Genomic DNA, 25,146 nt, shown 5'->3' on the forward strand with positions numbered 1-25,146 from the left:
GAGACGAATTATGGCAATGCAATCTCAAGACATCATTCGTAAATCCGCCACCAATGGCTTCACGCCGGCGCCCCGCGCCCGTGACCACCAGGAAGAAGTGGCTAAACTGATCGATGTCACCACCTGTATCGGCTGTAAGGCCTGTCAGGTGGCTTGTTCCGAATGGAACGACATCCGCGATGAAATCGGTCACAACGTCGGGGTATACGATAACCCCGCCGATCTGACGGCCAAGTCGTGGACGGTGATGCGCTTCTCCGAAGTGGAGGAAAACGGCAAGCTGGAGTGGCTGATCCGCAAAGACGGCTGCATGCACTGTGCCGATCCGGGCTGCCTGAAGGCGTGCCCGTCGGAAGGGGCGATCATCCAGTACGCCAACGGCATTGTCGACTTCCAGTCAGAGCACTGCATCGGCTGTGGTTACTGCATCGCGGGTTGCCCCTTTGATGTGCCGCGCATGAACAAGGACGACAACCGGGTTTACAAATGTACCCTGTGCGTCGATCGCGTTGATGTCGGCCAGGAACCCGCGTGTGTGAAGACCTGTCCGACCGGTGCCATCCATTTCGGCACCAAGGACGCCATGAAGGAGATCGCCGCCGAACGCGTCAGCGAGCTGAACAGCCGTGGTTATCAGAACGCCGGTCTGTACGATCCGGCAGGCGTAGGCGGCACCCATGTGATGTACGTGCTGCACCATGCCGACAAACCGCAGCTCTATCACGGTTTGCCAGATAACCCGACGATCAGCCCGGCGATCACGTTCTGGAAAGGCGTGTGGAAGCCCCTGGCGGCCATCGGCTTTGCCGCCACCTTTGCAGCCAGCGTGTTCCACTATGTCGGTGTCGGTCCTAACCGCGTCGACGAGGACGAAGACGATGAGCCGCACGATGAGGAGACGCGCAAATGAAGAAGGAAAAGCGTATTCAGCGTTATAGCGCGCCGGAACGAATCAACCATTGGATTGTGGCGTTCTGCTTTGTGTTTGCCGCCATCAGTGGGTTGGGATTCTTTTTCCCCTCCTTCAACTGGTTGATGAACATTCTCGGTACGCCGCAGTTGGCGCGTATTCTGCACCCCTTTGTCGGGGTGATTATGTTTGCGGCCTTCCTGCTGATGTTCCTGCGTTACTGGAAGCACAATCTGATCAACCGTGAAGACATCGTCTGGGCTAAAAACATCCAAAAAATCGTCATGAACGAGGAAGTGGGTGACACCGGGCGTTATAATTTCGGTCAGAAGTGCGTATTCTGGGCGGCAATCATTAGCCTGGTGCTGCTGTTGGCCAGCGGTGTCGTGATCTGGCGGCCATACTTTGCGCCAGCCTTCCCGATACCGCTGATCCGTATCGCGCTGTTGGTGCATTCGCTGGCGGCGGTGGGTCTTATCATCGTGATTATGGTGCACATTTACGCCGCGCTTTGGGTAAAAGGCACCATTACTGCCATGGTGGAAGGCTGGGTGCCGGCGGCCTGGGCTAAAAAACATCACCCGCGCTGGTACCGAGAGGTCCGCGAGAAACAACAGGAAGACAAACCCTGAATGAGTATCCGCATTGTTCCTAAAGAGCAGCTAGGGGCACAGCGCGAGAAGTCCACAACGGCGGAAACCATCCCGCCGTTACTTTTCGCGAATCTGAAAAGCCTGTATAGCCGCCGCGCTGAACGTCTTCGCACGTTGGCGACTGATAATCCGCTGGGCGACTATCTGAACTTTGCCGCACAGTTGGCTGAAGCGCAGCACCACGCGCTGCATGACAACCCGCTACAGCTTGATCTTACCGAAGCCCTGCAGCAAGGGGCCGCCAGCGGCAAACCGCCCTTGGATTTGAGCATTTACCCGCGTAGTGAGCATTGGCACAAGCTGTTGAACTCGCTGATCGCGGAGCTGCGCCCGGAAGCGCCAGAGCATGTTCTGGCGGTGCTGGATAATCTGGAAAAGGCATCGGCACATGAGTTGGAACTGATGGCTCAGGCGCTGCTTAACCAAGAATTCAGCAAAATCGGCAGTGAGAAGGCCCCCTTTATCTGGGCGGCGTTATCGCTCTATTGGGCGCAGATGGCCAGCCAGATCCCGGGCAAGGCACGGGCTGAATATGGTGAGCATCGCCAATTCTGCCCCGTTTGCGGCAGCATCCCGGTAGCCAGTGTCGTGCATATTGGCACCGTCAGCGGTCTGCGCTATTTGCACTGTAACCTGTGTGAAAGCGAGTGGCATGTGGTGCGGATAAAATGCAGCAACTGCGAACAGACCCGCGATCTCAACTACTGGTCGTTGGACAGCGAACTGGCTGCGGTGAAGGCGGAGAGCTGTGGCGACTGCGGCACCTACCTGAAAATTCTTTATCAGGAAAAAGACCCGCAGGTTGAGGCGGTGGCGGACGATTTGGCCACGCTGGTGCTCGATGCCAAAATGGAAGACGAAGGTTTTGCCCGTAGCAGCATCAACCCATTCCTGTTCCCTGGGGAATGATGGCCTCCGGCTACTGCGCTGCGGCATGTTGACCTTGGGCAGTGCCGGCCTCCTCAGATACTGCGTGTACGCTGCGGGGCCTGTGCGCTGTCCGCGCTCACACTGCCGTTGCTCGCTACGCGTCTTCGGCAGTGGACAACAATGATCAATTTCAGACTGGGCTTCTGGCATTCGCCCGGGCGAGTTGCTACGTTTATACCCGTCATACTTGAAGCAGCATCTTTGTTGGCTGCGCCTACTCACCCCTGTCACATAGTTGGCTATGTTCCCGGGGATTTGCAGACTTGCCGCCTCGATGCAGCTCCAATTATTTAAGGTATACGCAATGACGTGCAAAGCGAAAGGAAAGGGACGGACGATGTTGAAGACCATTGCGAAATTCACTGCGGTTGCTGTTGTCGCTATCGGGCTGGCGGCCTGTGACAACAAGGACGATACCAAACCGGCAGTACCAAAACCGGATACCAAACCGACCGTCACGCAACCCGCGCCGCCCCCAGCGGTAGTGGAGACCCAACCGGCCCCGGCTCCCGGGCTGAAAGTCTTGCTGCAAAAAGGCAGTATTAGCTTTGAACTGCCGCCGGGCTTTAGCGATCAGACCAAGAACAGCGGCATCATTAACGACAACAAGTCGACGATTCAACGCTTCCTCGACGGAAAATCGCGCCAAAGTACGGTATCTTCTGAGGTGATCCCGCCTGACGATATGAAGCTCAATACCAGCGATAAAATGCTCAAAGAGCTCACCCAGAGCATTATCACCGAGCTGGGGGATCGCTATCAAAATATCCAGACCACCAAAGAAGAGACGTTTACCGTGGGTAAACAGAAATTCCACCGGGTGGATACTGAGCAGAGCGTCAACGGGCAGAAGGTGGTGTCTACCATCGTGTTAACGGTGTTCAATAAGCGGGTGGTGACATTGCAAATGTTGTCGCCGGCCAAAACGCCGGAGGCGCATCAGGCGCTGGTTCAGCGGATTATCGACTCGCTGGCGGTGAAATAACAACGCTGTGGTTTGCAAGCCGAGGGGAAGACTGATGAAGCTTATAGGCAGTTACACCAGCCCTTTTGTCCGCAAGATTTCCGTGATGCTGCTGGAAAAGGAGATCGCGTTCGAATTTGTTAACGATCCGCCCTATGAGCCCGGCAGCCGGGTAGTGGAGCTAAATCCGCTTGCCAAGGTACCGGTGCTGGTGGCCGATGACGGCGCGGTATTTTACGATTCGCGCGTGATCGCCGAATACCTGGAAACCTTGCCCCTGGCGCCGGCGTTTTTACCTGCCGACCGCATGGCAGCACTGCATATCCGCCAGGTAGAAGCGTTAGCCGATGGCGTGACTGAGGCCGCCGCCACGCTGTTTCGCGAGAGCAAACGGGCATCGGAGAAACAGGACGAAAACTGGATCCTACGGCACCGTGACAAGCTGACACACGGGCTGGATGCGCTGGAAAAACTGGCGCAGGAAAAAAAACGCCTGAATGCCGAGGTGCTGACGCTGGCGGATATAGCGACCGGCTGCGCGCTGGGTTATCTCAATTTTCGCCGTATCATGCCTAACTGGTGCGTTGAGCGCCCTGCGTTGATCAAACTGGCCGAACGCTTGTTTGCCCGCGAAAGCTTTGCCCGCACGATGCCCCCCTGATTTTCTCTCACCCCGCTGCGGCGGGGTTCTGCTTTATGCCGAGACCACAACACTTAAACCGAGCGACCATGAGCACTGAATCCCAGCACCTTTACAGCCAGTTACCCGCCATTGATCGTCTGCTGCGTGACCCCGCGATCGAGCCCTTAGTGGCGCAGCATGGCCAAACGTTGATAAGCGAACTGTTGCGCCAACTGCAATTGCAGGCGCGTGAGACGATAAAACAACAGCAACAGTTACCCGACTGGTGCGGTGACTGGCCGCAGGCGCTTGGCGCCGCGTTGATGCAACGGCAGCGTTCAGCATTGGCGCCCGTGTTTAACCTGAGCGGTACCGTGCTGCACACTAACCTTGGCCGCGCCTTACTGGCGCAACCGGCTATCGAGGCGGTAACGCGCTCGATGGGCTCGGCGGTGACGCTGGAATATGATCTGGATGGTGCCGGTCGTGGGCATCGCGACCGTGCTATTGCAGATGTGCTGTGTCAGCTGACGGGGGCGGAGGATGCCTGCATCGTCAATAACAATGCGGCGGCAGTATTGCTGATGTTGGCGGCGATCGCGCCGGGTAAGCAGGTGGTCGTGTCACGCGGTGAGCTGGTAGAAATTGGCGGGGCTTTCCGTATCCCCGACGTGATGCGTCAGGCGGGCTGCCAGTTGGTCGAAGTGGGCACCACCAACCGCACTCATCTGAAAGACTACCGCAATGCGATTAACGATCAGACTGGCCTGCTGATGAAAGTACATACCAGTAATTACAGTATTCAAGGATTTACCGCTGCGGTAGACGAAGCTGAACTGGCGCAGCTTGGCGCAGAATATGGCCTGCCAACGGCTACCGATCTGGGCAGTGGCTCGCTGATTGATATGGCGCAGTACGGCCTGCCGGCCGAACCTATGCCACAACGGCTGCTGGCGGCCGGGGTGGATCTGGTGACATTTTCCGGCGACAAACTGCTGGGTGGCCCGCAGGCGGGCATTATCCTGGGCAAAAAGGCGCTGATTGCTCGGTTGCAGCAGCACCCACTGAAGCGTGCACTGCGCGTTGGCAAACTGACGCTGGCTGCGCTGGAGGCCACCTTGCGCCTCTATCAACAACCCGAACTGCTGGCGCAACATCTGCCGACGCTGCGTTTATTGACGCGCCCACAGCAGGCAATGGAAGACGCCGCACAGCGTCTGTTACAGGCGCTCATACCGCAGTTCAGTGCGCAATTCCGCCTGCGAGCCGAACCCTGTTGGTCGCAGATTGGCAGCGGCTCGTTGCCGGTGGATCGGCTACCGAGCTATGCATTGACCTTTGAGCCGCTTGATGGCCGTGGGGCAACCCTGGAGGCATTGGCTGAGCGTTGGCGCCGCCTGCCGCAGCCGGTGATTGGCCGGATTAACGACGGCAGGCTCTGGCTGGATCTACGCTGTCTGGAGCAGGAAGACGCATTGATTGAGGCGCTGAGCGCATGATTATTGCCACCGCCGGCCATGTCGATCATGGCAAAACGACCCTGTTACAGGCGATCTCCGGGATCAACGCAGATCGCCTGCCGGAAGAAAAACGCCGTGGCATGACCATAGATCTGGGTTATGCCTACTGGCCACAGCCTGATGGCCGAGTGCTGGGTTTTATCGACGTGCCTGGCCATGAAAAATTCCTCGCCAATATGCTGGCGGGCGTTGGCGGCATCGATCATGCCTTATTGGTGGTGGCCTGCGACGATGGTGTGATGGCACAAACCCGAGAGCATCTGGCCATCCTGCGTTTGAGCGGGCGCCCGGCATTGACGGTGGTACTCACCAAGGCCGATCGAGTAGATGACGCGCGTGTTGATGACGTGCGGCGGCAGATTGACGACGAGCTGACGCGGCAGGGCTGGCCTCAAACCCCCCTGTTCGTTACGGCTGCACAACAGGCTCGGGGTATCGACGCATTACGTACGCACCTGCTGGCGTTGCAACCTGATGAACACGCGTTAACGCGCCGCTTCCGCCTGGCGGTGGATCGCGCGTTCAGCGTGAAAGGCGCAGGTTTGGTGGTGACAGGCACCGCGTTGGGGGGGCAGGTCGCGGTGGGCGATACCTTGTGGCTGACGGGCGCAGATGCCCCCGTGCGGGTACGCGGCTTGCACGCCCAAAACCAATCGGTTGAGCAGGCGCAGGCCGGGCAGCGTATCGCATTAAATATCAGCGGTGATATCAGTAAAGAACAGGTGGCGCGCGGTGACTGGCTGCTGGCCAAGAAACCGCGGGTGGCCACCGAGCGTATTCTTGTCGCGTTGGATGCCGACCAGCCGATACGGCACTGGCAGCCTTTGCATTTGCATCATGCTGCCAGCCATATCACCGGGCGGATTTCTCTGCTGAATGAGACGTTGGCGGAGCTTATCCTCGATCGCCCGCTGTGGTTGGCGGAAAACGACCGGCTGGTGCTGCGGGATATTGGCGCACGCCAGACACTGGGCGGCGCAAGGGTGTTGAGTTTGACGACGCCGAAGCGTGGCAAGCGCCAACCGGAATATCTGGCCTGGCTGGCATCACTGGCTCAGGCTGACAACGACCGGCAAGCCTTGGCACTGCATCTGCCCAATGGGGCGCTGGATCTGGCGGCGTTTGCCTGGGCACGGCAGCTCACCGACAGCGAGCTGGCAGCGATGTTGGCGGGCCACGAGCTGCTGATTGCCGGCGATATGGCGCTAGCGCAGGAGAAGGCGCTGCAGAGCCAACAGAGGTTGTTGCAGGTATTGGCTGAGTATCACCAACAGCATGCCGATCAACTCGGCCTCGGGCGTGCCCGGGTGCGGCGTATGGCTCTGCCACAGCTCTCTGAACCACTGGTATTTATGATGATCGATCGGCTGTTGTCAGCCGGGTTGATCATTAATACGCGAGGCTGGTTGCACTTGCCGGAGCATGGCCTGGCGTTCAGTGCAGAAGAACAGACACTGTGGGGACGTATCGAACCCCTGTTCGGCGACGAGGCCTGGTGGGTGCGCGATCTGGCTGCTGAGTTGGGCGAGGACGAGGCGCGCGTGCGGGCGACATTGCGTAAAGCCGCACAGTTAGGCCAGGTTACGGCGGTGGTGGTGGATCGGTACTATTCAAGTCGGCGTATTGAACAGTTTGCCGCGTTGATTCGTGAGCTGGATGCGGCGCAGGGCAGTGCGAACGCGGCGGACTTCCGCGATCGGCTCGGCGTCGGCCGCAAGCTGGCCATTCAGGTATTGGAATTCTTCGATCGCAGCGGTTTTACCCGCCGCAAGGGTAACCAGCATCTGCTGCGAGATGCTGGTCTTTTTGGCGGGTAAGCGGGGCGAAGGCCCCGCTTGGTTTAAAGCGCTTCGGTCGGCGTCGAGGTTGCGTCGCCATTGCGGCGTTTGCTGAGGAACAGCGCCACCAGTGCCAGCCAACACAGGCCGCTTATCAGGTTGAACAGATTGAACAGCCCACTGCCGCCCCACACGTAAGCCACTTTTGCCAGTTCGATGCCGACGGTAAATACCATCATGCTCAGCATGCCCATGGTGGCGGAGACGGTGCCTTTACTGACGTTACTGGAGAACAGCGTCAGGCGGTACAACCCGGCGTTAGCCAGCCCAATACCGTAAGCGTACAGGCTTAGGCCCGCAGTCATCCACAGGTAAGCGTGGCTAGAGAATAGCGTAGCCAGTGCCGCAATCAGCAGCCCCAGCATCATGGGTACCGCACCCAGTTTGATCAGGCGTTGTACGCTGTTCTTACCGGTCATGCGTGCCAGCGTTAGGTTACCGAGGATCAGCGCGCCAAATACCGGGATTTGCAGCAGACCGTAATCCAGCGTCGACAGTGACTCGCCGCTGATCAGGATCACCGGTGATTGGGCGATCCAGGCCAGCAGCGGCAGGCTGGCGAAGCCGATAGCCAGCGCTCCACAGATAAAGCGGCGGTTGGCCAGAACCTGGCGATAGTCGCGCCACAGATTGGCTGCCGAGAGTTTTTCACCCTGTAGCGAAGCGGTTTCCGGCATGGCTTTCCACAGGCCGTAAAACGCAAAAGCCGCCAATGCCGCAAACAGCACGAACATGCTCTGCCACGGCGCGACGTGGATCAGCGCGGCACCGGCCAGCGGCCCGAGCAGCGGGGCAATCAGCGCCACGTTGGCCATCAGCGCGGTGATTTTTATGCACACCGACTCTTCAAAGGATTCCTGTATCGTGGCGTACCCCACCGCACCGATAAAGCACAAGCCAATCCCCTGCAAGAAACGCATAAAGATAAACTGCTCGATGTTGGTCACCAGCAAAATGGCCAGACAGGCAACGATAAAGAATGCCACGCCAGCCAGCATCACCGGACGACGACCACGGCGATCCGACAACGGCCCCAGTAGCCATTGCAGAAAAATACCGCCAGCCAGATAGGCGGTCATTGAGGTTGGCACCCACTCTTCACCGGCGTTGAAATCTGCCACCACGGCCAGCATGCCCGGCTGGATCATATCGTTAGCGATATAGGTGGCAAATTCAAACAGCACCAGACAAAGAGGGAATAAAAGCGCCTGTCGACCCAAGCGAGCCGCAGGTGGTAATGTTGTTTTCATATTTATTGTACTGAAAGTAAAGAGAAAATAAGGAACTGTCAGGGCGGGAAGCGCAATCTGAGCGAGTTGTGGCGGCTATTTTGCCGCCAATTGTTCACCTTAGCAATAATAAGGTGTTGTTTCAGCACATTCTGATATTACCCGCCAGGGTTGCCACCCACACTTTCGCTCGTTAACCTCTTTTTAACAGACAAAGATGACAACACTGCGGACGACCTTTTGAGTAATAAAATTGGCTGGATAGATAACTTGCGTGCGGTGGCGTGCATGATGGTGGTGATGATCCACGCGACCACCTATTACGTCACCAGCGGGGTGACTGTGGGTGAGCATAACTGGGACATTGCCAACGTGCTCAATTCTATGTCGCGCGTCTCGGTGCCGTTATTTTTCATGATTTCCGGCTATCTGTTTTTCGGTGAAAAAAGTGCCGGCAAAAAGCATTTCATTCGCATTGGTTGTTGCATCCTGTTCTACAGCGCCATCGCGCTAATCTATATTGCTGCGTTCACTAAAATCGGTTTTTGGCCGTCGCTGCGCGGCATCCTGTTGAAGCCGGTGTTTTACCACCTGTGGTTCTTCTATGCGATCGCAGTGATTTATCTGCTGTCGCCGCTGATCAACGTCAAACCGGTATCACGTCGCTATCTGGCCGGCGTACTGGTGATCCTGGCGGTCATCGCCAACCCCAATACCCATTCCATGACGCTGGGGAATACTCACTTACTGCCGGTCAATTTGTACATCTACGGCGATACTTTTTACTACTTGCTGTATGCGTTGGCTGGCCGAGCCATTGGCATGATGAACACACAAGGGCGCGGTGTCAGCGGGTTGGCGGCATTGGGCTTTGCGGTGAGCGTGGTGTTGATCATCCATGGCACTAAAAGCCAGATGTTTATCAACGGCAACTTCGCCGATACCTACTACATCTACTGCGGCCCACTGGTGTTTATCGCGGCGGTATCACTGATGATCTGGTTTAAGAACTGTTTGCCGGAGCCGATTGGCTGGTTGAGCGTTTTTTCCCGACATTCGCTGGCGATATACGGTTTTCACGCCATTATCGTCAATTTTATGCGTAGCCGACACCTGGAGCTGACGCCCCACCCGTTATTGGATATTTTCTGGGTATTCGGTGTGGCACTGGCGCTCAGTCTACTGCTGTCGATGGGGTTACAGAAAATAGACGGCCGACGGCTGGTATCATAACAGCGTCGCACCGCGCTGCTGGGCGCGGCGCAGTTGGCGGCCAGAGGAAAACCCGGCGGCCAACGCCGCTTTCTCCAGCCCGTACCCTTGCTGCAAGCGCTGTTGCGCCACCGCCAGCCGCAGCTGCTCATGATATTCTCGCACGCTGATGCCGATATGGCTGCGGAACAAGCGCGCCAGATGGCGGCTGCTAACGTGGGCTTTTTCCGCCACCTGTGGCACTGACCATTCGGCTTCCGGTTCGGCGGCCATGACATCCTGTGCGCGATGCACCGCCGGGTGCAAATGGTTGCGGTAGCGCAGCCAGGGCGAAAGCTGTGGGTCGTCGCCGGAGCGGCGAAAATAGACCACCATCTCGCGAGCGATTTCCATCGCCCGTGTGGCACCGCACTGGCGGCTAATCAGGTGCAGCGCCAGATCGATCCCCGCGGTAATGCCTGCGCTGGTGAATAGGCTGCGATCTTCAACAAAGATACGGTTTTCTTTTACTAATGCGCGGGGTGCCTGCTGGCGCAGGCGTTCGATCACGTCGTGATGCGTCGTGCATTGATGGTTGTCGAGTAAACCCGCCTGTGCTGCCAGCAGCGCACCGGAGCAGACGCAGACCAGCGTGATACGCTGCCGTTGCAAATCGGGTTGCAGTGTCGCCAGCCAGTGGCGGGCCTGTTCTGCCGGTTCATTGGCGAAGAAACGCTGCGAATCGCCCACCCCAGGGACCACCAAAATAGCGCCGTCTTCCAGCCGTTCGGGCAAGGGCAGCAGCTGACTCAGCGTCATGCCTATAGAACAGGTTATCTGCGGTAGCGGGCTTATGTAGTGCAGACTGAACTGCCCGGCCAGACGCAAGGTTTCTGCCGGGCCGCTGACGTCCAGTGACAGCACGTTGGGCAGCATCAGAAAGTAGACGGCCTGCAGCATGATGACTCCTATGAGAGTTGCGCCAGCACCTCATCCACACTGGCGAGCTGGGCGAAGCGGTCGACCAGCACGGTCTCAGTATGCCGTTTGAGCTGTTCAGTGGTAAAGACTTCCCCGTTGGGGTGCTGCATTGGAAACGTCATCGTGGCTTCGGTGACGAAAGTCACCCGATAACCCAGATCGGACGCTACCCGAGTGGTGGTTTCGCAGCACTGTTCAGTGCGGATACCGGAGATAATGAGATGATCAATATTCCGTTCGCGCAACCAGGCGTCCAGGCCGGATTCGGTCAGCGCGTTGTGCACGTGTTTGTGTACTGTGATATCGGCCTGATGATCGAGGAACGGCAGGCGTTTCACCCAACCTGAGGCCAATGAAAAAGGCCCCTGTGGGGACACGTGGAATACATCAACCAGCGCGACACCTTGCTGGTGACACCCCGCGATCAGCCGCGTCAACGCCTGTTGGAAAGCGGGAACATCCTCCTCTTGCCAGAATGGACGGTGCTGGAATGATTGCTGAACATCGATGATCAATAACGCGCTACGTGACATTTTCGGCCCTCCGCCAATTAGGTATAACGCCATACTGCGCCGTTACCTTTCATGGTAGAAGGCCAAAAACGGCCATCATAGTGACATCAGCGGACCAGCATCAGGCTTTGCCAACCTGACCTGCCACCAGCCGTCCCCGATGGAAGGTCGCACTGCGCGCCGGTAGGCGAGCGACGGCCTCGGCGGAGCAACTGGCATTGACCAGCACGAACTCCGCGCTATCACCGGCTTTGGGCCAGACCCGTTGGCCTTTATCGTTCAACGGCAGCACACCGCCGGTGGAAATCGCCATGGCGCGTGACAGGTGGAACTCGTCGGAACCCCGATAGAGTTGGGCGTAAAGGTTGGCCTTTTCCAGGATGTCACCGGTGCCGAACGGCGACCAGTGGTCGATCACACTGTCGGTTCCGGTCATCACAAATACCCCTTTTTCACTGAGCTGCGGCAGCGGCATCATCAGCCCGCCAATCGGCACCGTAGAGGCAATGGTGATTTGCTGCGCTGCCAGTCGGGTGGCGGTTTCCTCGAGTTCTTTCGGGTTTAGCACAGTCAGGGCAAAGGCGTGGCTGATGGTGACTTTTCCGCGCAAAGAGGGGGTCTTTTCTACGGTGGCGATCATGTAATTGATTGCCGCCACGCCGGCCGGGCTGGTTTCATGCAGGTGTATATCGACGCCTTTACCGGTGTCGAGCGCAATCTGGAACATCGCATCCAGCGACTTCTCCATGGCGCCGTCGACGTTGGTCGGATCCAGCCCGCCAACGTATTGCACCCCCATCTGCATAGCTTCACGCATCAAACCGTCGACTTTCGAATGCAGCAGGCCGTGCTGCGGGAAGGCAACGATTTCGCAGCTGAAGTCTGCCTGATGTTTTTCCAGTGCCAGTTGCAGGTGTTCCAGGCTTTTCAGCCCGCTGACCGGATCGATATTGCAGTGGCTGCGCGCCACGGTGCTGCCTTTGGATTGCAGCAGGGCGATCAGGTTTTCTGCGCGCTGTTGCGAGGTGGGCAAGAGTTTGGGGATCAGCGTCTGTTCCAGCGCGATCATGTCCATGATGGTTTTGCCCTGACGCGGGCGCGGTGCCTGCCATGGGCCGCTGTAAAAAGTTTTATCCAGATGGATATGCATGTCGCGAAATGCCGGTAGCAGCAACTGACCCTGCGCCTGATAGCGCGGTACACCGGCAGGTGCCGCCGCATCCTTGGCGTGGATAGCGGCAATGTTGCCGTCTTTGATTTCAAGCTGATAGAGCGCAGTGCGGGTGCCGATGACGGTGTCGCCGTCATACTCAAAACCCTCTTCCAGCCGAACGTCGCTCAGCCAGTAGTGGCTGTCGGTCAGGGTCATAGGTGTGGTCTCCGGGACGCATGTGCTGCCCGTTGGTGTGGCGGCCTGCGCCACGCCACCCGTCAGGCCGATTACTGCACAGGCGGTGGTGATTTTGCCGGTTTGGCTGAGGAAAGCTCTGCGGCTTTGTTGTTGGTTTTTTTCCACGTTCAGTTCCTTAATCCAGAGGTGAGGTGCGTCAAAAGACAGCCACCAATTTAGGAGAGGAACCGATGGGGTGGCAGTGACATTTGCCACTGGCGACTATTCGATTTGGCAATAATAAGGGGGCGCTGTTTGCCCCCAGAGACTGCTGACAAAGTCCATTGCGGTTAAAAGCTCTGATCTGAGGGCTAATAAGAACAAAGGATTATATCTTCTGATTTACCCCAAACACCCGAAAACCACGTTTTTCGGGTGTTTGTCATCAATCTGGGGGCGCTGTTTGCCCCCTCCCGGTTTTACATCAAGGGTAACAGGCGGGAATAGAGTTCGCGGAAGGTGCTGCGCAGCGCGGTGTAATGCGAGTGGCGCTCGGCATCGGGGATATGCACCTGCTCCAGCGGCAACTCAGGCAGCAGCGCGCTGAGTGGGCGCTGCGGGTTCAGGGCAATCTGGGCCAGTCGGGCGGCACCCAGCGCCGGGCCAACGTCGCCGCCGGTGCGATACTCCAGCCGTTGACCACTGATATCTGCCAGCATCTGCCGCCAGAATGGGCTGCGTGCGCCGCCGCCAATCAGGGTGATGCCAGAAGGTTGCAAGCCGCTGGCATGCAATACATCCATACCGTCCGCCAGGGCGAAGCCGACGCCCTCCAGCACGGCTCGCGCCAGATCGTTCGGCCCATGTTGATGGGTCAGGCCCCAGAAGGCGCCTTTGGCATTGGGGTTGTTGTGCGGCGTGCGTTCGCCGGACAGATAGGGCAAAAACCACAGCGGGGCCGCCGCCGGGGGGGCCTGTTCGACATTGCGCAGCAAAGTGGCGACGTCATCGACGTTGGTCAGTTTGCACACCCAGTCCAGACAGGATGCTGCACTGAGGGTAACTGACATCAGGTGCCAGGTGTCAGGCAGCGCATGGCAAAAGCTGTGCACCGCGCTGGCCGGGTTGCTGAGAAAGCCGTCGCTGACCGCAAAGTAGACGCCGGAAGTGCCAAGCGACAGCATTGCCTGTCCGGCCTGATACAACCCGACACCGATAGCCCCGGCGGCATTATCCCCCCCGCCTGCCACGACGGGTACTGGCGGCATACCCCAGCGCCGGGCCAGGTCGGTATGCGTTTGCCCGGTAATCTGGTTGCCCTCGAAGAGGTGTGGCATTTGGCGGCGGTTCAGGCCGCAGGCGGCCAGCATCTCGTCACTCCAGTCACGCTGCGCCACGTTCAGCCAGCCGGTGCCAGCGGCGTCCGACATGTCGCTGGCGAATTCACCGGTGATACACCAGCGTAAATAATCTTTCGGCAACAGTACTTTATCGATCTGTTCAAAGAGCTGGGGTTCATGTTGTTGTACCCACAGCAGTTTAGGGGCGGTGAAACCCGGCATCATCAGGTTACCGGTGATTTGCCGTGATTGCGGCACCGCCTGTTCCAGCGCCTGGCATTGCGCACCACTTCTGCCGTCATTCCACAAGATTGCCGGGCGTAATACCTGTTGCCGCGCATCTAACAGCGTGGCGCCGTGCATCTGCCCGCTGAGGCCAATGGCTTTCACCTGTTGCAGGCTGTGCTGCTTACCCAGCGCCAGCATGGCGCGATCGGTGGCGAGCCACCAGTCCTGCGGCGCTTGTTCTGACCACAGGGGATGGGGGCGGGATATAGGCAACGACTCACCATGGCTGGCAAGCAGTTGGCCCTGCTCACTGAGCAAAATGACTTTTACGCCGGACGTGCCGAGATCGATGCCGATATACATTGAAAAGATCCTTAAAGGCGCGGCGAGTGCCGCGCGGGGTCAATTAGCCGAACAAATAGCGGTTCATCAGGTTTTCGAGCTGTTCCTGGCGGCCGCTGACGTGCTGTGGCGCCAGTGCATGTCCTTCAGCGTACTGTGCCAGCGCTTCGAGCGACAGTTTGCCCTGCAAAATTTGCTGGCCCAATTCACCATTCCAGCCGGCATAGCGTTTCGATACCTGCTGATGTAGCTGACCGTCAGCCACCATTTTTGCCGCAACCTTCAGTGCCAGAGCCATCGTATCCATGGCGCCGATATGGCCATAGAACAGATCGTACTTGTCGGTGCTTTGGCGACGGACCTTGGCATCGAAGTTCAACCCGCCGGTGGTAAAGCCCCCGGCCTTGAGGATCTCGAACATGACCAGCGCGTTCTCTTCTACGCTGATCGGGAACTGATCGGTATCCCAGCCCAGTTGCGGGTCACCCCGATTGGCATCGACAGAACCGAAGATACCCAGCGCGATGGCGGTGGCGATCTCATGGTGGAATGAGTGACCCGCCAGCGTGGCGTGGTTGGCTTCGATATTCACCTTAATCTCTTTTTCCAGGCCGAACTGCTTGAGGAAGCCGTAGACGGTGGCGACATCGTAGTCGTATTGGTGTTTGGTCGGCTCCTGCGGCTTGGGCTCAATCAGTAGGGTGCCCTGGAAGCCGGTTTTATGCTTGTGCTCCACCACCATTTGCATAAAGCGACCAATTTGTTCGCGCTCCTGCCGCAGATCGGTATTGAGCAGGGTTTCATAGCCTTCACGACCGCCCCACAACACGTAGTTTTCACCGCCCAGCCGCTGGGTGGCGTTCATGGCGGTGAACACTTGAGTGGCTGCCCAACTGAAGACCTCCGGATCCGGGTTGGTGGCGGCACCGGCACCGTAACGCGGATGGGTAAAGCAGTTGGCGGTTCCCCACAGCAGTTTCACGCTGCTGCTGTGCTGCTTTTCTTCCAGCACGTCGGTCATGACCGCAAAGTTGTGCAGATACTCTTTCAGCGAGGCGCCTTCCGGCGAGACGTCGACGTCATGGAAGCAGTAGTAGGGCACATTCAGCTTGTGGAAAAACTCGAACGCCACGTCGGCTTTGCGCTTGGCCAGTGCCAGTGCGTCGCCGGGTTGCTGCCAGGGGCGATCGAACGCGCCGACGCCGAACATGTCCGCACCGTTCCAGCAGAAGGTGTGCCAGTAGCAGGCGGCAAAGCGCAGGTGCTCCGCCATGCGCTTGCCGAGCACCAGTTCATCCGGGTTGTAATGGTGAAAGGCCAGCGGATTATGACTGGTGGGGCCTTCGTAGCGCACTTGCTCAAGCTGATCAAAATATGATTGCATTATCGACTCCTGGGTAGCAATGCCCGGTTTACGGGATGGCTTTATCTTCGGAGTTTGCGACAGGCGGCTCAATTACGTTATTTCACAGTTAAATTCACAGAATTATTAAATGTGCGACAGATCTCATAATTGAATATAACCGCAGTTTATTTAAGGCTTAATTCGTTTTTATTTGTCGACCTGCTGTTTTTCAGCGTGAAAGCATGACCGCCATCATAAAAATAACATTAAACCAAAAATCATAATTGGCCGGTAAAAATCAGTAATTGCCGAATAATAAATAAGCGATAACAATCCGCTCTAAGTTGCATCACCAGCCTGTTTCAATTATTGCCCTTACACGTTAAATAACAAAGGTATATAAGATGAAATTTAAACCTGTGTTCCTTTCGGTCTGCGCACTGCTGGCGCTGGCCAGCCAACCGGCATTCAGCAAAGAAGTCAAAATCGGCATGGCGATCGATGACCTGCGTCTTGAACGCTGGCAAAAAGATCGCGACATCTTCGTCAGCAAAGCCAAGTCGCTGGGAGCAGACGTGTTTGTCCAATCAGCCAACGGCAATGAAGAAACCCAAATGGCGCAGATTGAGAATATGATCAACCGCGGTGTCGACGTGCTGGTGATTATTCCCTACAACGGCCAGGTATTGAGTAACGTCATCAGCGAAGCCAAGCGGGAAGGCATTAAGGTCTTGGCTTACGACCGCATGATCAATAACGCCGATATTGATTTCTACATCTCCTTTGATAATGAAAAGGTCGGTGAGTTGCAGGCGAAAAGTCTGGTACAGCGGGTACCGCAGGGCAATTATTTCCTGATGGGCGGCTCGCCTGTAGATAACAACGCCAAACTGTTCCGTCAGGGCCAAATGAAGATGCTGCAACCGCTGATCGACGACGGGAAAATCAAGCTGGTGGGCGATCAGTGGGTCGACGGATGGTTGCCGGAAAACGCATTAAAAATCATGGAAAATGCGCTGACTGCCAACAATAACAACATTGACGCGGTGGTCGCCTCTAACGACGCCACTGCCGGAGGCGCGATCCAGGCCCTGGCCGCACAGGGCTTGGCGGGCAAAGTGGCCATTTCCGGCCAGGACGCCGATCTGGCTGCGGTGAAGCGCATTGTCGCCGGTACCCAGACCATGACGGTCTATAAGCCGATCAGCAAATTGGCCGATGAGGCCGCGGACATTGCCGTGCAATTGGGCAAGGGCGAACAGCCGAAAACTAACGCCACCTTAAATAATGGCAACAAAGAAGTGGCATCCTGGTTATTAACACCGATCCCGGTTGATAAGACGAATATTGAAAGCACCATTATTGCCGACGGTTTCCATAAAAAAGCCGACATTAATTAATCAAGACAGCCGGTAATGTGGAGGGAATAATGCCCAGCCTATTAGAAATGAAAAATATTACCATGCAGTTCGGTGAGGTTAAGGCGGTGGATAATGTCAGTCTGAAATTGGAGGCCGGCCAGGTATTATCGCTGTGTGGTGAGAACGGTTCGGGAAAATCCACCCTGATGAAAGTGCTGTGCGGAATATATCCGCACGGCAGTTATCAGGGCGATATTTATTTCTCTGATGATTTATTGGCGGCGAAAAACATCCGCGACACGGAGCAGAAAGGCATCGCCATCATTCACCAGGAGCTGGCGCTGGTAAAGCAAATGACGGTGCTGGAAAACATGTTTCTCGGCAATGAATGGCGGCGGTACGGCGTGATGGATTATGACGCCATGTACCTGCGCTGCCGACGCATGCTGGCGCAGGTCAAGCTGGAGGTCGATCCCAATACCCCGATTGGCGAATTGGGGTTGGGGCAGCAACAGCTGGTGGAGATCGCCAAGGCGCTGAACAAACAGGTGCGGTTGCTGGTGTTGGATGAACCTACGGCGTCGCTGACTGAAAGCGAAACCGCAACGCTGCTGGCAATCATCGGTGATCTGCGGGATCACGGCATCGCCTGCATCTATATTTCGCACAAGCTGAACGAGGTGAAGGCGATCTCGGATCTGATCTGCGTGATCCGCGACGGCAAGCATATAGGGACACGTTCGGCGGCGTTGATGAGCGAGGACGACATTATCGCCATGATGGTGGGGCGTGAGCTGACCGAGCTGTATCCGCAACAACAGCATGAGATAGGCGAGGTGATCTTGCAGGTGGACAATCTGACCGCCTGGCATCCGGTAAACCGTCAGGTTCGCCGGGTGGATGATATTTCCTTCAGCCTACGGCGCGGCGAGATACTCGGCGTTGCTGGGCTGGTCGGCTCTGGGCGTACCGAGACCATGCAGTGCCTGTTCGGCGTCTACCCTGGCCGTTGGCAGGGCAGCATCACCCTCAATGGTCAGCCGGCCATCATCAATAATTGCCGCCAGGCGATAGGGTACGGCATCGCTATGGTACCGGAAGACCGCAAGCGCGATGGCATCGTTCCTGTGATGGGCGTGGGAGCCAATATGACATTGGCAGCGCTGAACGACTTCAGCGGCGTATTAACCGTGATCGACGATGCCCGGGAACAGGCGACCATTCGCCAATCCCTGGCTCAACTTAAGGTGAAAACCTCCTCTCCTGAATTGGCTATCGCCCGGTTGAGCGGTGGCAATCAACAGAAGGCGATTCTGGCCAAGTGCCTGCTACTGAAGCCGAAGATTCTCATTCTGGATGAACCAACGCGCGGCATCGACATCGGTGCAAAACAGGAAATCTATAAGTTAATTAATCAACTGGTACAGCAAGGCATTGCGGTGATTGTGGTGTCTTCCGAGTTGCCGGAAGTGCTGGGATTAAGCGATAGGGTACTGGTGATGCACCAGGGGCGCATCAAGGCGTCGTTGATCAACCGCGGCCTTACCCAGGAACAGGTGATGGAAGCCGCATTGAGGAGTGAAACAGATGTCGAAAAATACGCAGTCTGAGGCGATCGCGCCAGCCAGGGTGGAGAAAACACCGACAGTGAAGCGGAACGCCATTAATTTGCAGGTGTTTGTCATGCTGGCGGCGATAGTCGTCATTATGCTGTTCTTTACGTTTACCACCGAAGGGGCCTATCTCAGCGCGCGTAATATCTCCAACCTGCTACGCCAGACGGCGATCACCGGTATTTTGGCGGTTGGCATGGTGTTTGTGATCGTTTCGGCTGAAATCGATCTGTCGGTCGGTTCGATGATGGGGTTATTGGGCGGCGCAGCGGCGATTTTTGACGTCTGGTTCGGTTGGCCGCTGCCGCTGACCATCGTGGTGACACTGCTGGCCGGTCTGTTGTTGGGTGCCTGGAACGGCTGGTGGGTTGCCTACCGCAAAGTCCCTTCGTTTATCGTCACTTTGGCGGGGATGCTGGCCTTTCGTGGCATCCTGATCGGCATCACTAATGGCACCACGGTGGCACCGACCAGCGGCGCCATGTCGCAAATCGGCCAGAGTTATCTGCCGAGTGGGCTGGGGTTCGGTATCGGCGCGGTGGGGCTGACACTGTTTGTGGTATGGCAATGGCGGCGGCGTAGCCGACGCGTACAGCTTGGCTTGCCCGTAGCGGCGCCTGCCGGTGACGTGACCAGGCAAAGCATTTTGGCGCTGCTGGTACTCGGCGCAATCTATTTGCTCAACGATTACCGCGGGGTACCTACGCCGGTGTTAATTCTGACCGCGTTGATGCTGGCGGGAATATTTATGGCTACCCGCACGGCCTTTGGCCGCCGGATCTACGCTATTGGCGGCAATATTGACGCTGCGCGCTTATCGGGGGTCAACGTCGAGCGCACCAAACTGGCGGTATTTGCCATTAACGGTCTCATGGTGGCGATTGCCGGTCTTATCCTCAGTTCGCGGTTAGGCGCCGGTTCGCCTTCGGCGGGCAATATCGCCGAGCTGGACGCTATCGCCGCCTGCGTGATTGGCGGCACCAGCCTGGCAGGCGGCATAGGCAGCGTGGCCGGGGCGGTGATGGGGGCGTTCATTATGGCATCGCTGGATAACGGCATGAGCATGCTGGACGTACCGACGTTCTGGCAGTACATCGTCAAGGGCGGCATTTTGCTGCTGGCGGTATGGATGGACTCCGCCACCAAACGCCGGGCTTAAGAATATATCCTTCATACTTGACGCTGTATCTGTGTTGGCTACACTCACTCACCCGCATCACTTACTTAAGTAAGCTCATCGGAATGAGTTCCTTTGCCGCCTTGATACAACGTCAATTATTTTGGATATAGCTTTAGAGATCACAGTTATGAGGTGATGCCTGCTGCTCCCACAGAGAGGTTGTGTTATCCCAGAGAGCAGTCTACTTACCGGGGATGCCGCATGTTCGAAAAGCGCTTTCGTATCACGTTGCTATTCAACGCCAATAAAGTGTATGACCGCCAGGTGGTTGAGGGTGTTGGGGAGTATTTACAGGCTTCACAGTGCGACTGGGACATCTTTATCGAAGAGGATTTTCGCTGCCGTATCGACAACATCAAGGATTGGCTGGGTGATGGGGTGATTGCCGATTTCGACGACCGCGAAATCGAACATTTGCTGCATAACGTCAAGGTGCCGATTGTCGGTGTGGGCGGTTCTTATCACCGTGAAGAGGATTACCCGCCGGTGCACTATATCGCCACGGATAATCAGGCACTGATAGAGGCGGCGTTCACTCACCTGAAGGAAAAGGGCATTAATCGGTTTGCCTTCTACGGATTACCGAGCGAAGGCGGCAAGCGCTGGGCGCAGGAACGTGAATATGCTTTTCGTCAGCGGGTGTTGCTGGAGCAGTATCAGGGCGTGGTGTATCAGGGCATGGCCACCGCGCCGGAGAACTGGCAATACGCCCAGAACCGGCTGGCGGACTGGGTGCAGACGTTGCCACAGCAGACCGGCATTATCGCCGTGACCGATGCGCGTGCGCGCCATCTGCTGCAGGTTTGCGAACATCTGGATATCGCAGTGCCCGAAAAGCTGTGCGTAATTGGTATCGACAATGAAGAACTGACCCGTTACCTGTCGCGGGTGGCGTTGTCTTCGGTGGCGCAGGGCACCCGCCAGATGGGCTATCGTGCCGCCAAGCTGCTTCATCAACTGCTTGATAGCCGCGAGATGTCGCTACAACGCATTTTGGTGCCGCCGGTGAAGGTGATCGAGCGTCGTTCTACCGATTTCCGTTCGCTGCGTGACCCGGCGGTGATTCAGGCCATGCATTATATTCGTCACCACGCCTGCAAGGGCATCAAGGTCGAACAGGTGCTGGATGCGGTTGGCCTGTCGCGTTCCAATCTTGAAAAACGCTTCAGGGATGAAACCGGCGAAACCATCCACCATGTGATCCATCAGGAAAAGCTGGATCGAGCCTGTAACCTGCTGAAGGCAACCTCGTTGACCATCAACGAAATCTCGCAAATGTGCGGCTACCCGTCGTTGCAATATTTCTATTCGGTGTTCAAAAAAGGCTATGACATGACACCCAAAGAGTATCGCGAGCGCTATGGCGAGGTTAGCTATTAGGCCGGATGTAGCCATAATGGCTACATGTGTAGCTGATAAGGCAACAGGTTAGCTCATACCAACCCACAAAACGCTTTTAATCGTTCGGCCAGCGCGGGTGTTGCCGCGGGGGCGCCGTCGCGGTAATACAGCGCCAGTTCAATGTTGTCTATCGGCGGCAATCCTTCGGCGATGCCCAGTACCCGGTGGCTTGGCAAGCGACAGCCGGCGGGTAACAGCGTTACGCCCAATCCGGCGGCAGAAGCGGCCGTGAGTGCTGCCAGGCTGGAGCTGCTGTAGCCGATGCGCCACCGCTTGCCCAGATTATCCAATGCCTGGCACAAATCGTCGCGGTATAAGCCATTGAGCGGAAACACCGCCAACGGCACCGGTGATTGCTCAATCGCCGGGAAGGCCAGGCTATCGAGCCACAGCAGCGGCTCCGGCCTGGCGGCGCGCGGCGGTTGGTTACGGCGCTGTTTTACCAAAATCAGGTCCAGTTCTTCACGGGCGTAGGCGCTGTGCAGATCCGCGCTCAGGCCGCTGGTGACGTCCAGCCGCAAATGCGGGTGGGCGCGGCTAAACTCTGCCAGCAATTCGGTGGTCGGTGCGGCAAAATCCTCGGGCATTCCCAGTCTTAACACGCCATCACGCCAGATGCCGGTTAAGGCATCGTGCGCTTCCTCATTCAGTGCAATGATCCGCCGCGCATAGCTCAACAGTTTCACCCCCTCTTCGGTGAGGAGCACCTGATGAGACGAGCGTTCAAACAGCGGCTTACCCAGCATATCCTCCAGCCGGCGCACCTGTTGGCTAACGGTGGATTGCGACAAAAACACCCGTTCTGCGGCGCGAGTGAAACTGTTGCTGTCACACACGGCGACAAAGCTGAGCAGTAGCTGTGGATTAAACATCGGGTAGCGATTCATTTTCCCACTGTTGGCTATTTTATTATTTAATTTCCCAATACTAACGGGGGAGCCTACAGTTAGGCAACGCTGCGGCGGTGACTCTGTGACCCCGCACTCCTCATCCCGGAAGTTCAGGAATAGACCGTGTTAAATCATTTTGCAGTTCCCCCCCTTTTACGCCGCTGGTTCAACCCTCTGCTGTGGGTTTTGGTGCTTATTGGTTTGAATATGCGGCCGTTGCTGACCTCTATCGGCCCGCTGTTGCCGACGTTGCGGCAGGCGACCGGCCTGAGTTTTGGCGGCGCAGCACTGCTGACCACCTTGCCTGTGTTAATGATGGGGCTGATGGCGCTGGCAGGTGGGGCGATCAACCGCCTGTTCAGCGAGCGGACCAGCGTAGTGTTGAGCTTGCTGGCGATTGGCGTGGGTGCCGCCTGGCGGGAGCTGGCACCAGGCAGCACGCAATTGATGCTGAGTGCCGTACTGGGTGGGCTGGGGATAGGTGTGATCCAGGCGGTGATGCCCGGCATTATCAAACATCACTTTCTAAAACAAATGGCATTGGTGGCCGGGTTGTGGTCTGCGGCGCTGATGGGCGGTGGCGGGCTAGGGGCAGCGATTACCCCCTGGCTGATGAACATCGGTCATGACTGGCACAGCGCACTGGCCTGGTGGGCTGTGCCGGCATTAGTTGCCTTGATCGCCTGGTGGCCAGTGAGCCGTAACTTGGCACGCCTGACGCCGTCGGGAACTTCCCGCGGACCGAGCCTGTTGTTCAGCCGCCGAGCCTGGTTACTCGGTGCCTATTTTGGTTTGATCAATGGCGGTTATACCAGCCTGATCGCTTGGCTACCGCCCTATTATATGCAGCTCGGCTGGCAACCACAGGCCAGCGGAACTTTGCTGGCACTGATGACCTTTGGGCAGGTGGTGGGGGCGCTGCTGTTGCCGGCGCTGGCGCGTTCGGCGGATCGTCGCCCGCTGTTATTACTGGCGCTGGTCATGCAGTTGATTGGTTTCGTCGGGCTTATCTACCTGCCGCAGACACTGCCGTGGGTATGGGTATTGCTTTCCGGTTTAGGATTGGGCGGTGCTTTCCCGCTGTGCCTGGTGCTGGCGCTCGACCATATACCTCACCCTGCGGCAGCGGGGCGGTTGGTGGCGTTTATGCAGGGCATCGGCTTCTTGCTGGCGGGCACCACGCCCTATATTTCCGGCCTGCTGCGTGATTACAGCGGTGGTTTTGTGCTGGACTGGCAAATCCATGCATTGCTGGTGGTGGTGCTTATTGCGATTACCTGGCGCTTCCACCCGCACAGCTACCGGCGGGCGTTCGCCGAATAATATTTTTGTCATTGCGGCTCCCTATAGTGACGTTGCTTTTACCTCTGGGTAATAACAACAAAAAGGGAACCATGACATGCACATCACCAAAACCCGTCTGGCGCTGTTGGCTGGCTGTATGGCGCTGAGCACCAACCTGTGGGCTGACGCCCAACCGGTGCCGGCGACCTTGGCCGGGCACGCGCTATTGGCCGTAAAATCCAGCGTCACTGCGCCGCAGGATGCGCCTGCCGATTTACAGCAAAGCGGCAAATACACCAGCGGCAAACGCGTGACCGAACTGGGCAGCGTAGCGGGTAAATCCGCCGATCGCATGACCGGTATTGGCCTGCCGATCAACGGCCAGCCGTTACAGGGGCATTCCGGCATCAAACATATGCCAGACGGTACCTACTGGGTACTGACCGACAACGGTTTTGGCAGCAAGGCCAACTCGCCGGATGCCATGCTGTACCTCAATCATTACAAAATCGACTTCAGCAACGGCACGGTGACGCCGCTGAAAACGGTATTCCTGCACGATCCCGATAAAAATGTACCCTTCCATATCATCAATGAGAGCACCGACAAGCGTTACCTGACCGGCAGCGATTTCGATCCGGAAAGCTTCCAGTTCGCCGACAATGCCCTGTGGATCGGCGACGAGTTCGGCCCTTATCTGATCAAGGCCGACCTGAACGGCAAGGTGCTGGCGGTGTTTGACACCAGGGTGGACGGCAAAGTCGTCAAATCGCCAGATAACCCGACGCTGACGCTGCCGGGGGCGCCGGACGGCAAACAGAACTTCCAGGTGGCGCGTTCTAAAGGCTTTGAAGGCATGGCGGCGTCGCCGGACGGCAGCAAGCTGTACCCCTTGCTTGAGGGCGCGCTGTGGGATGGCGAGAAGTTTGAAAACCTCGACGGCAAACGTTACCTGCGGGTGCTGGAGTTCGACGTGAAACAGCAGGCCTGGACCGGCCGCAGCTGGCAATACGTGTTGGAAGACAACCAAAACGCCATCGGTGATTTCAATATGATCGACGCCACCCACGGGCTGGTGATCGAGCGCGACAACGGCGAAGGCACGCCGGACAAAGCCTGCGTTGCGGGTGCGCCGACCGACAATTGCTTCAGCCAGGTAGCGAAGTTCAAACGGGTGTATAAAATCGCTTTCTCGGATGCCAACGTCGGCAAACCGGTAGAAAAACTGGCGTATATCGATCTGCTGAACATTCAGGACCCGAACAAGCTGGCGCGCAAGCCGCTGAACGACGGCGTACTGACCTTCCCGTTCTTCACCATTGAAAACGTGGATGTGGTGGACGGCAGTCATATCATCGTCGGTAACGATAATAACTTCCCGTTCTCCTCCAGCCGCCAGCCAAACGTGGCGGATGACAACGAATTTATCTTACTGGACGTGAAGGAACTGTTGAAGCCTTAACCCTGTATGCCTCCGGTGCA

21 protein-coding genes are annotated in these 25,146 nt (G+C 57.1%); 14 read left to right on the plus strand and 7 right to left on the minus strand.

The features are described from left to right. Positions 1-10: 10 nt before the first annotated feature. The 7 genes from fdxH (at position 11) to selB (ending at position 7,416) form a co-directional block, all read left to right on the plus strand. Positions 11-910 (plus strand): formate dehydrogenase subunit beta, encoded by a 900-nt coding sequence (gene fdxH / locus AC2FC2_RS09460; RefSeq protein ID WP_209637999.1) that lies wholly within the window; start codon positions 11-13, stop codon positions 908-910. Then, positions 907-1,542 carry a formate dehydrogenase cytochrome b556 subunit gene (fdoI, locus tag AC2FC2_RS09465; protein ID WP_209637997.1) on the plus strand — a complete coding sequence of 212 codons (636 nt, stop codon included), beginning with the start codon at positions 907-909 and terminating at the stop codon, positions 1,540-1,542. The genes fdxH and fdoI overlap by 4 nt, the downstream gene beginning before the upstream one ends. After that, positions 1,543-2,472 (plus strand): formate dehydrogenase accessory protein FdhE, encoded by a 930-nt coding sequence (gene fdhE / locus AC2FC2_RS09470; RefSeq protein ID WP_209637995.1) that lies wholly within the window; start codon positions 1,543-1,545, stop codon positions 2,470-2,472. Positions 2,473-2,830: 358 nt separating this feature from the next. After that, positions 2,831-3,478, plus strand: a complete 648-nt coding sequence (locus AC2FC2_RS09475) for a DcrB-related protein (RefSeq protein WP_209637993.1) — start codon at positions 2,831-2,833, stop codon at positions 3,476-3,478. A 34-nt stretch (positions 3,479-3,512) separates the two neighbouring features. Beyond that, the gene (locus tag AC2FC2_RS09480) at positions 3,513-4,118 is read left to right on the plus strand and encodes a glutathione S-transferase (RefSeq protein WP_209637991.1); all 606 of its coding nucleotides are present in this window, start codon (positions 3,513-3,515) and stop codon (positions 4,116-4,118) included. A 68-nt stretch (positions 4,119-4,186) separates the two neighbouring features. Next, a complete protein-coding gene (selA, locus tag AC2FC2_RS09485; protein ID WP_490659124.1) occupies positions 4,187-5,578 on the plus strand; it encodes an L-seryl-tRNA(Sec) selenium transferase in 1,392 nt (463 codons plus the stop codon). Further along, complete coding sequence (gene selB / locus AC2FC2_RS09490) at positions 5,575-7,416, plus strand: selenocysteine-specific translation elongation factor (RefSeq protein WP_490659125.1); 1,842 nt, start codon at positions 5,575-5,577, stop codon at positions 7,414-7,416. Before selA ends, selB begins: the two co-directional genes overlap by 4 nt. Before the next feature lie 23 nt (positions 7,417-7,439). On the opposite strand, the gene AC2FC2_RS09495 is transcribed toward selB, so the two are convergent. After that, a complete protein-coding gene (locus AC2FC2_RS09495) occupies positions 7,440-8,687 on the minus strand; it encodes an MFS transporter (protein WP_265556663.1) in 1,248 nt (415 codons plus the stop codon). Between the two features lie 219 nt (positions 8,688-8,906). Here AC2FC2_RS09495 and AC2FC2_RS09500 point away from each other — a divergent pair, with 219 nt between their 5' ends. After that, entirely contained in the window at positions 8,907-9,899 is a 993-nt protein-coding gene (locus AC2FC2_RS09500) for an acyltransferase (protein ID WP_490659126.1), read from the plus strand. Here AC2FC2_RS09500 and AC2FC2_RS09505 read toward each other — a convergent pair. The 5 genes from AC2FC2_RS09505 to xylA all read right to left on the minus strand — a co-directional run bounded on the left by AC2FC2_RS09505 (position 9,894) and on the right by xylA (position 15,974). Continuing rightward, on the minus strand, positions 9,894-10,817 hold the full coding sequence (locus AC2FC2_RS09505; RefSeq protein ID WP_490308383.1) for a GlxA family transcriptional regulator: 924 nt from the start codon (positions 10,815-10,817) through the stop codon (positions 9,894-9,896). The genes AC2FC2_RS09500 and AC2FC2_RS09505 overlap by 6 nt on opposite strands. Before the next feature lie 8 nt (positions 10,818-10,825). Continuing rightward, a complete protein-coding gene (locus tag AC2FC2_RS09510) occupies positions 10,826-11,371 on the minus strand; it encodes a cysteine hydrolase family protein (protein ID WP_265556666.1) in 546 nt (181 codons plus the stop codon). Positions 11,372-11,471: 100 nt separating this feature from the next. Then, positions 11,472-12,866, minus strand: coding sequence for an amidohydrolase family protein (locus AC2FC2_RS09515; protein WP_490659127.1), 1,395 nt, complete (start codon positions 12,864-12,866; stop codon positions 11,472-11,474). Positions 12,867-13,159: 293 nt separating this feature from the next. Then, on the minus strand, positions 13,160-14,611 hold the full coding sequence (gene xylB / locus AC2FC2_RS09520) for a xylulokinase (protein WP_490659128.1): 1,452 nt from the start codon (positions 14,609-14,611) through the stop codon (positions 13,160-13,162). 43 nt (positions 14,612-14,654) lie between these two features. After that, a complete protein-coding gene (xylA, locus tag AC2FC2_RS09525; protein WP_490659129.1) occupies positions 14,655-15,974 on the minus strand; it encodes a xylose isomerase in 1,320 nt (439 codons plus the stop codon). Between the two features lie 365 nt (positions 15,975-16,339). Between xylA and xylF the strand changes: the two genes are divergently transcribed. From xylF to xylR, 4 genes are all read left to right on the plus strand, one after another. Then, a complete protein-coding gene (gene xylF / locus AC2FC2_RS09530) occupies positions 16,340-17,335 on the plus strand; it encodes a D-xylose ABC transporter substrate-binding protein (RefSeq protein ID WP_490659130.1) in 996 nt (331 codons plus the stop codon). Positions 17,336-17,364: 29 nt separating this feature from the next. Continuing rightward, on the plus strand, positions 17,365-18,906 hold the full coding sequence (locus tag AC2FC2_RS09535; protein ID WP_265556669.1) for a xylose ABC transporter ATP-binding protein: 1,542 nt from the start codon (positions 17,365-17,367) through the stop codon (positions 18,904-18,906). Further along, positions 18,884-20,068 (plus strand): xylose ABC transporter permease XylH, encoded by a 1,185-nt coding sequence (xylH, locus tag AC2FC2_RS09540; protein ID WP_490659131.1) that lies wholly within the window; start codon positions 18,884-18,886, stop codon positions 20,066-20,068. The genes AC2FC2_RS09535 and xylH overlap by 23 nt, the downstream gene beginning before the upstream one ends. 222 nt (positions 20,069-20,290) lie before the next feature. Beyond that, entirely contained in the window at positions 20,291-21,469 is a 1,179-nt protein-coding gene (gene xylR, locus AC2FC2_RS09545; RefSeq protein WP_209637965.1) for a D-xylose utilization transcriptional activator XylR, read from the plus strand. Positions 21,470-21,522: 53 nt separating this feature from the next. Here the strand turns inward: xylR and AC2FC2_RS09550 are convergent, their stop codons facing one another. Next, entirely contained in the window at positions 21,523-22,377 is an 855-nt protein-coding gene (locus AC2FC2_RS09550) for a LysR family transcriptional regulator (RefSeq protein ID WP_490659132.1), read from the minus strand. A gap of 126 nt (positions 22,378-22,503) precedes the next feature. On the opposite strand from AC2FC2_RS09550, the gene AC2FC2_RS09555 reads away from it, so the two are divergent. Continuing rightward, positions 22,504-23,703 carry a CynX/NimT family MFS transporter gene (locus AC2FC2_RS09555; RefSeq protein WP_490659133.1) on the plus strand — a complete coding sequence of 400 codons (1,200 nt, stop codon included), beginning with the start codon at positions 22,504-22,506 and terminating at the stop codon, positions 23,701-23,703. Positions 23,704-23,779: 76 nt separating this feature from the next. After that, complete coding sequence (locus tag AC2FC2_RS09560) at positions 23,780-25,126, plus strand: esterase-like activity of phytase family protein (RefSeq protein ID WP_209637959.1); 1,347 nt, start codon at positions 23,780-23,782, stop codon at positions 25,124-25,126. The last annotated feature ends 20 nt before the right edge of the window (positions 25,127-25,146 follow it).

The sequence above is a fragment of the Serratia sp. CoH_122_TC_1 genome (assembly GCF_058191755.1).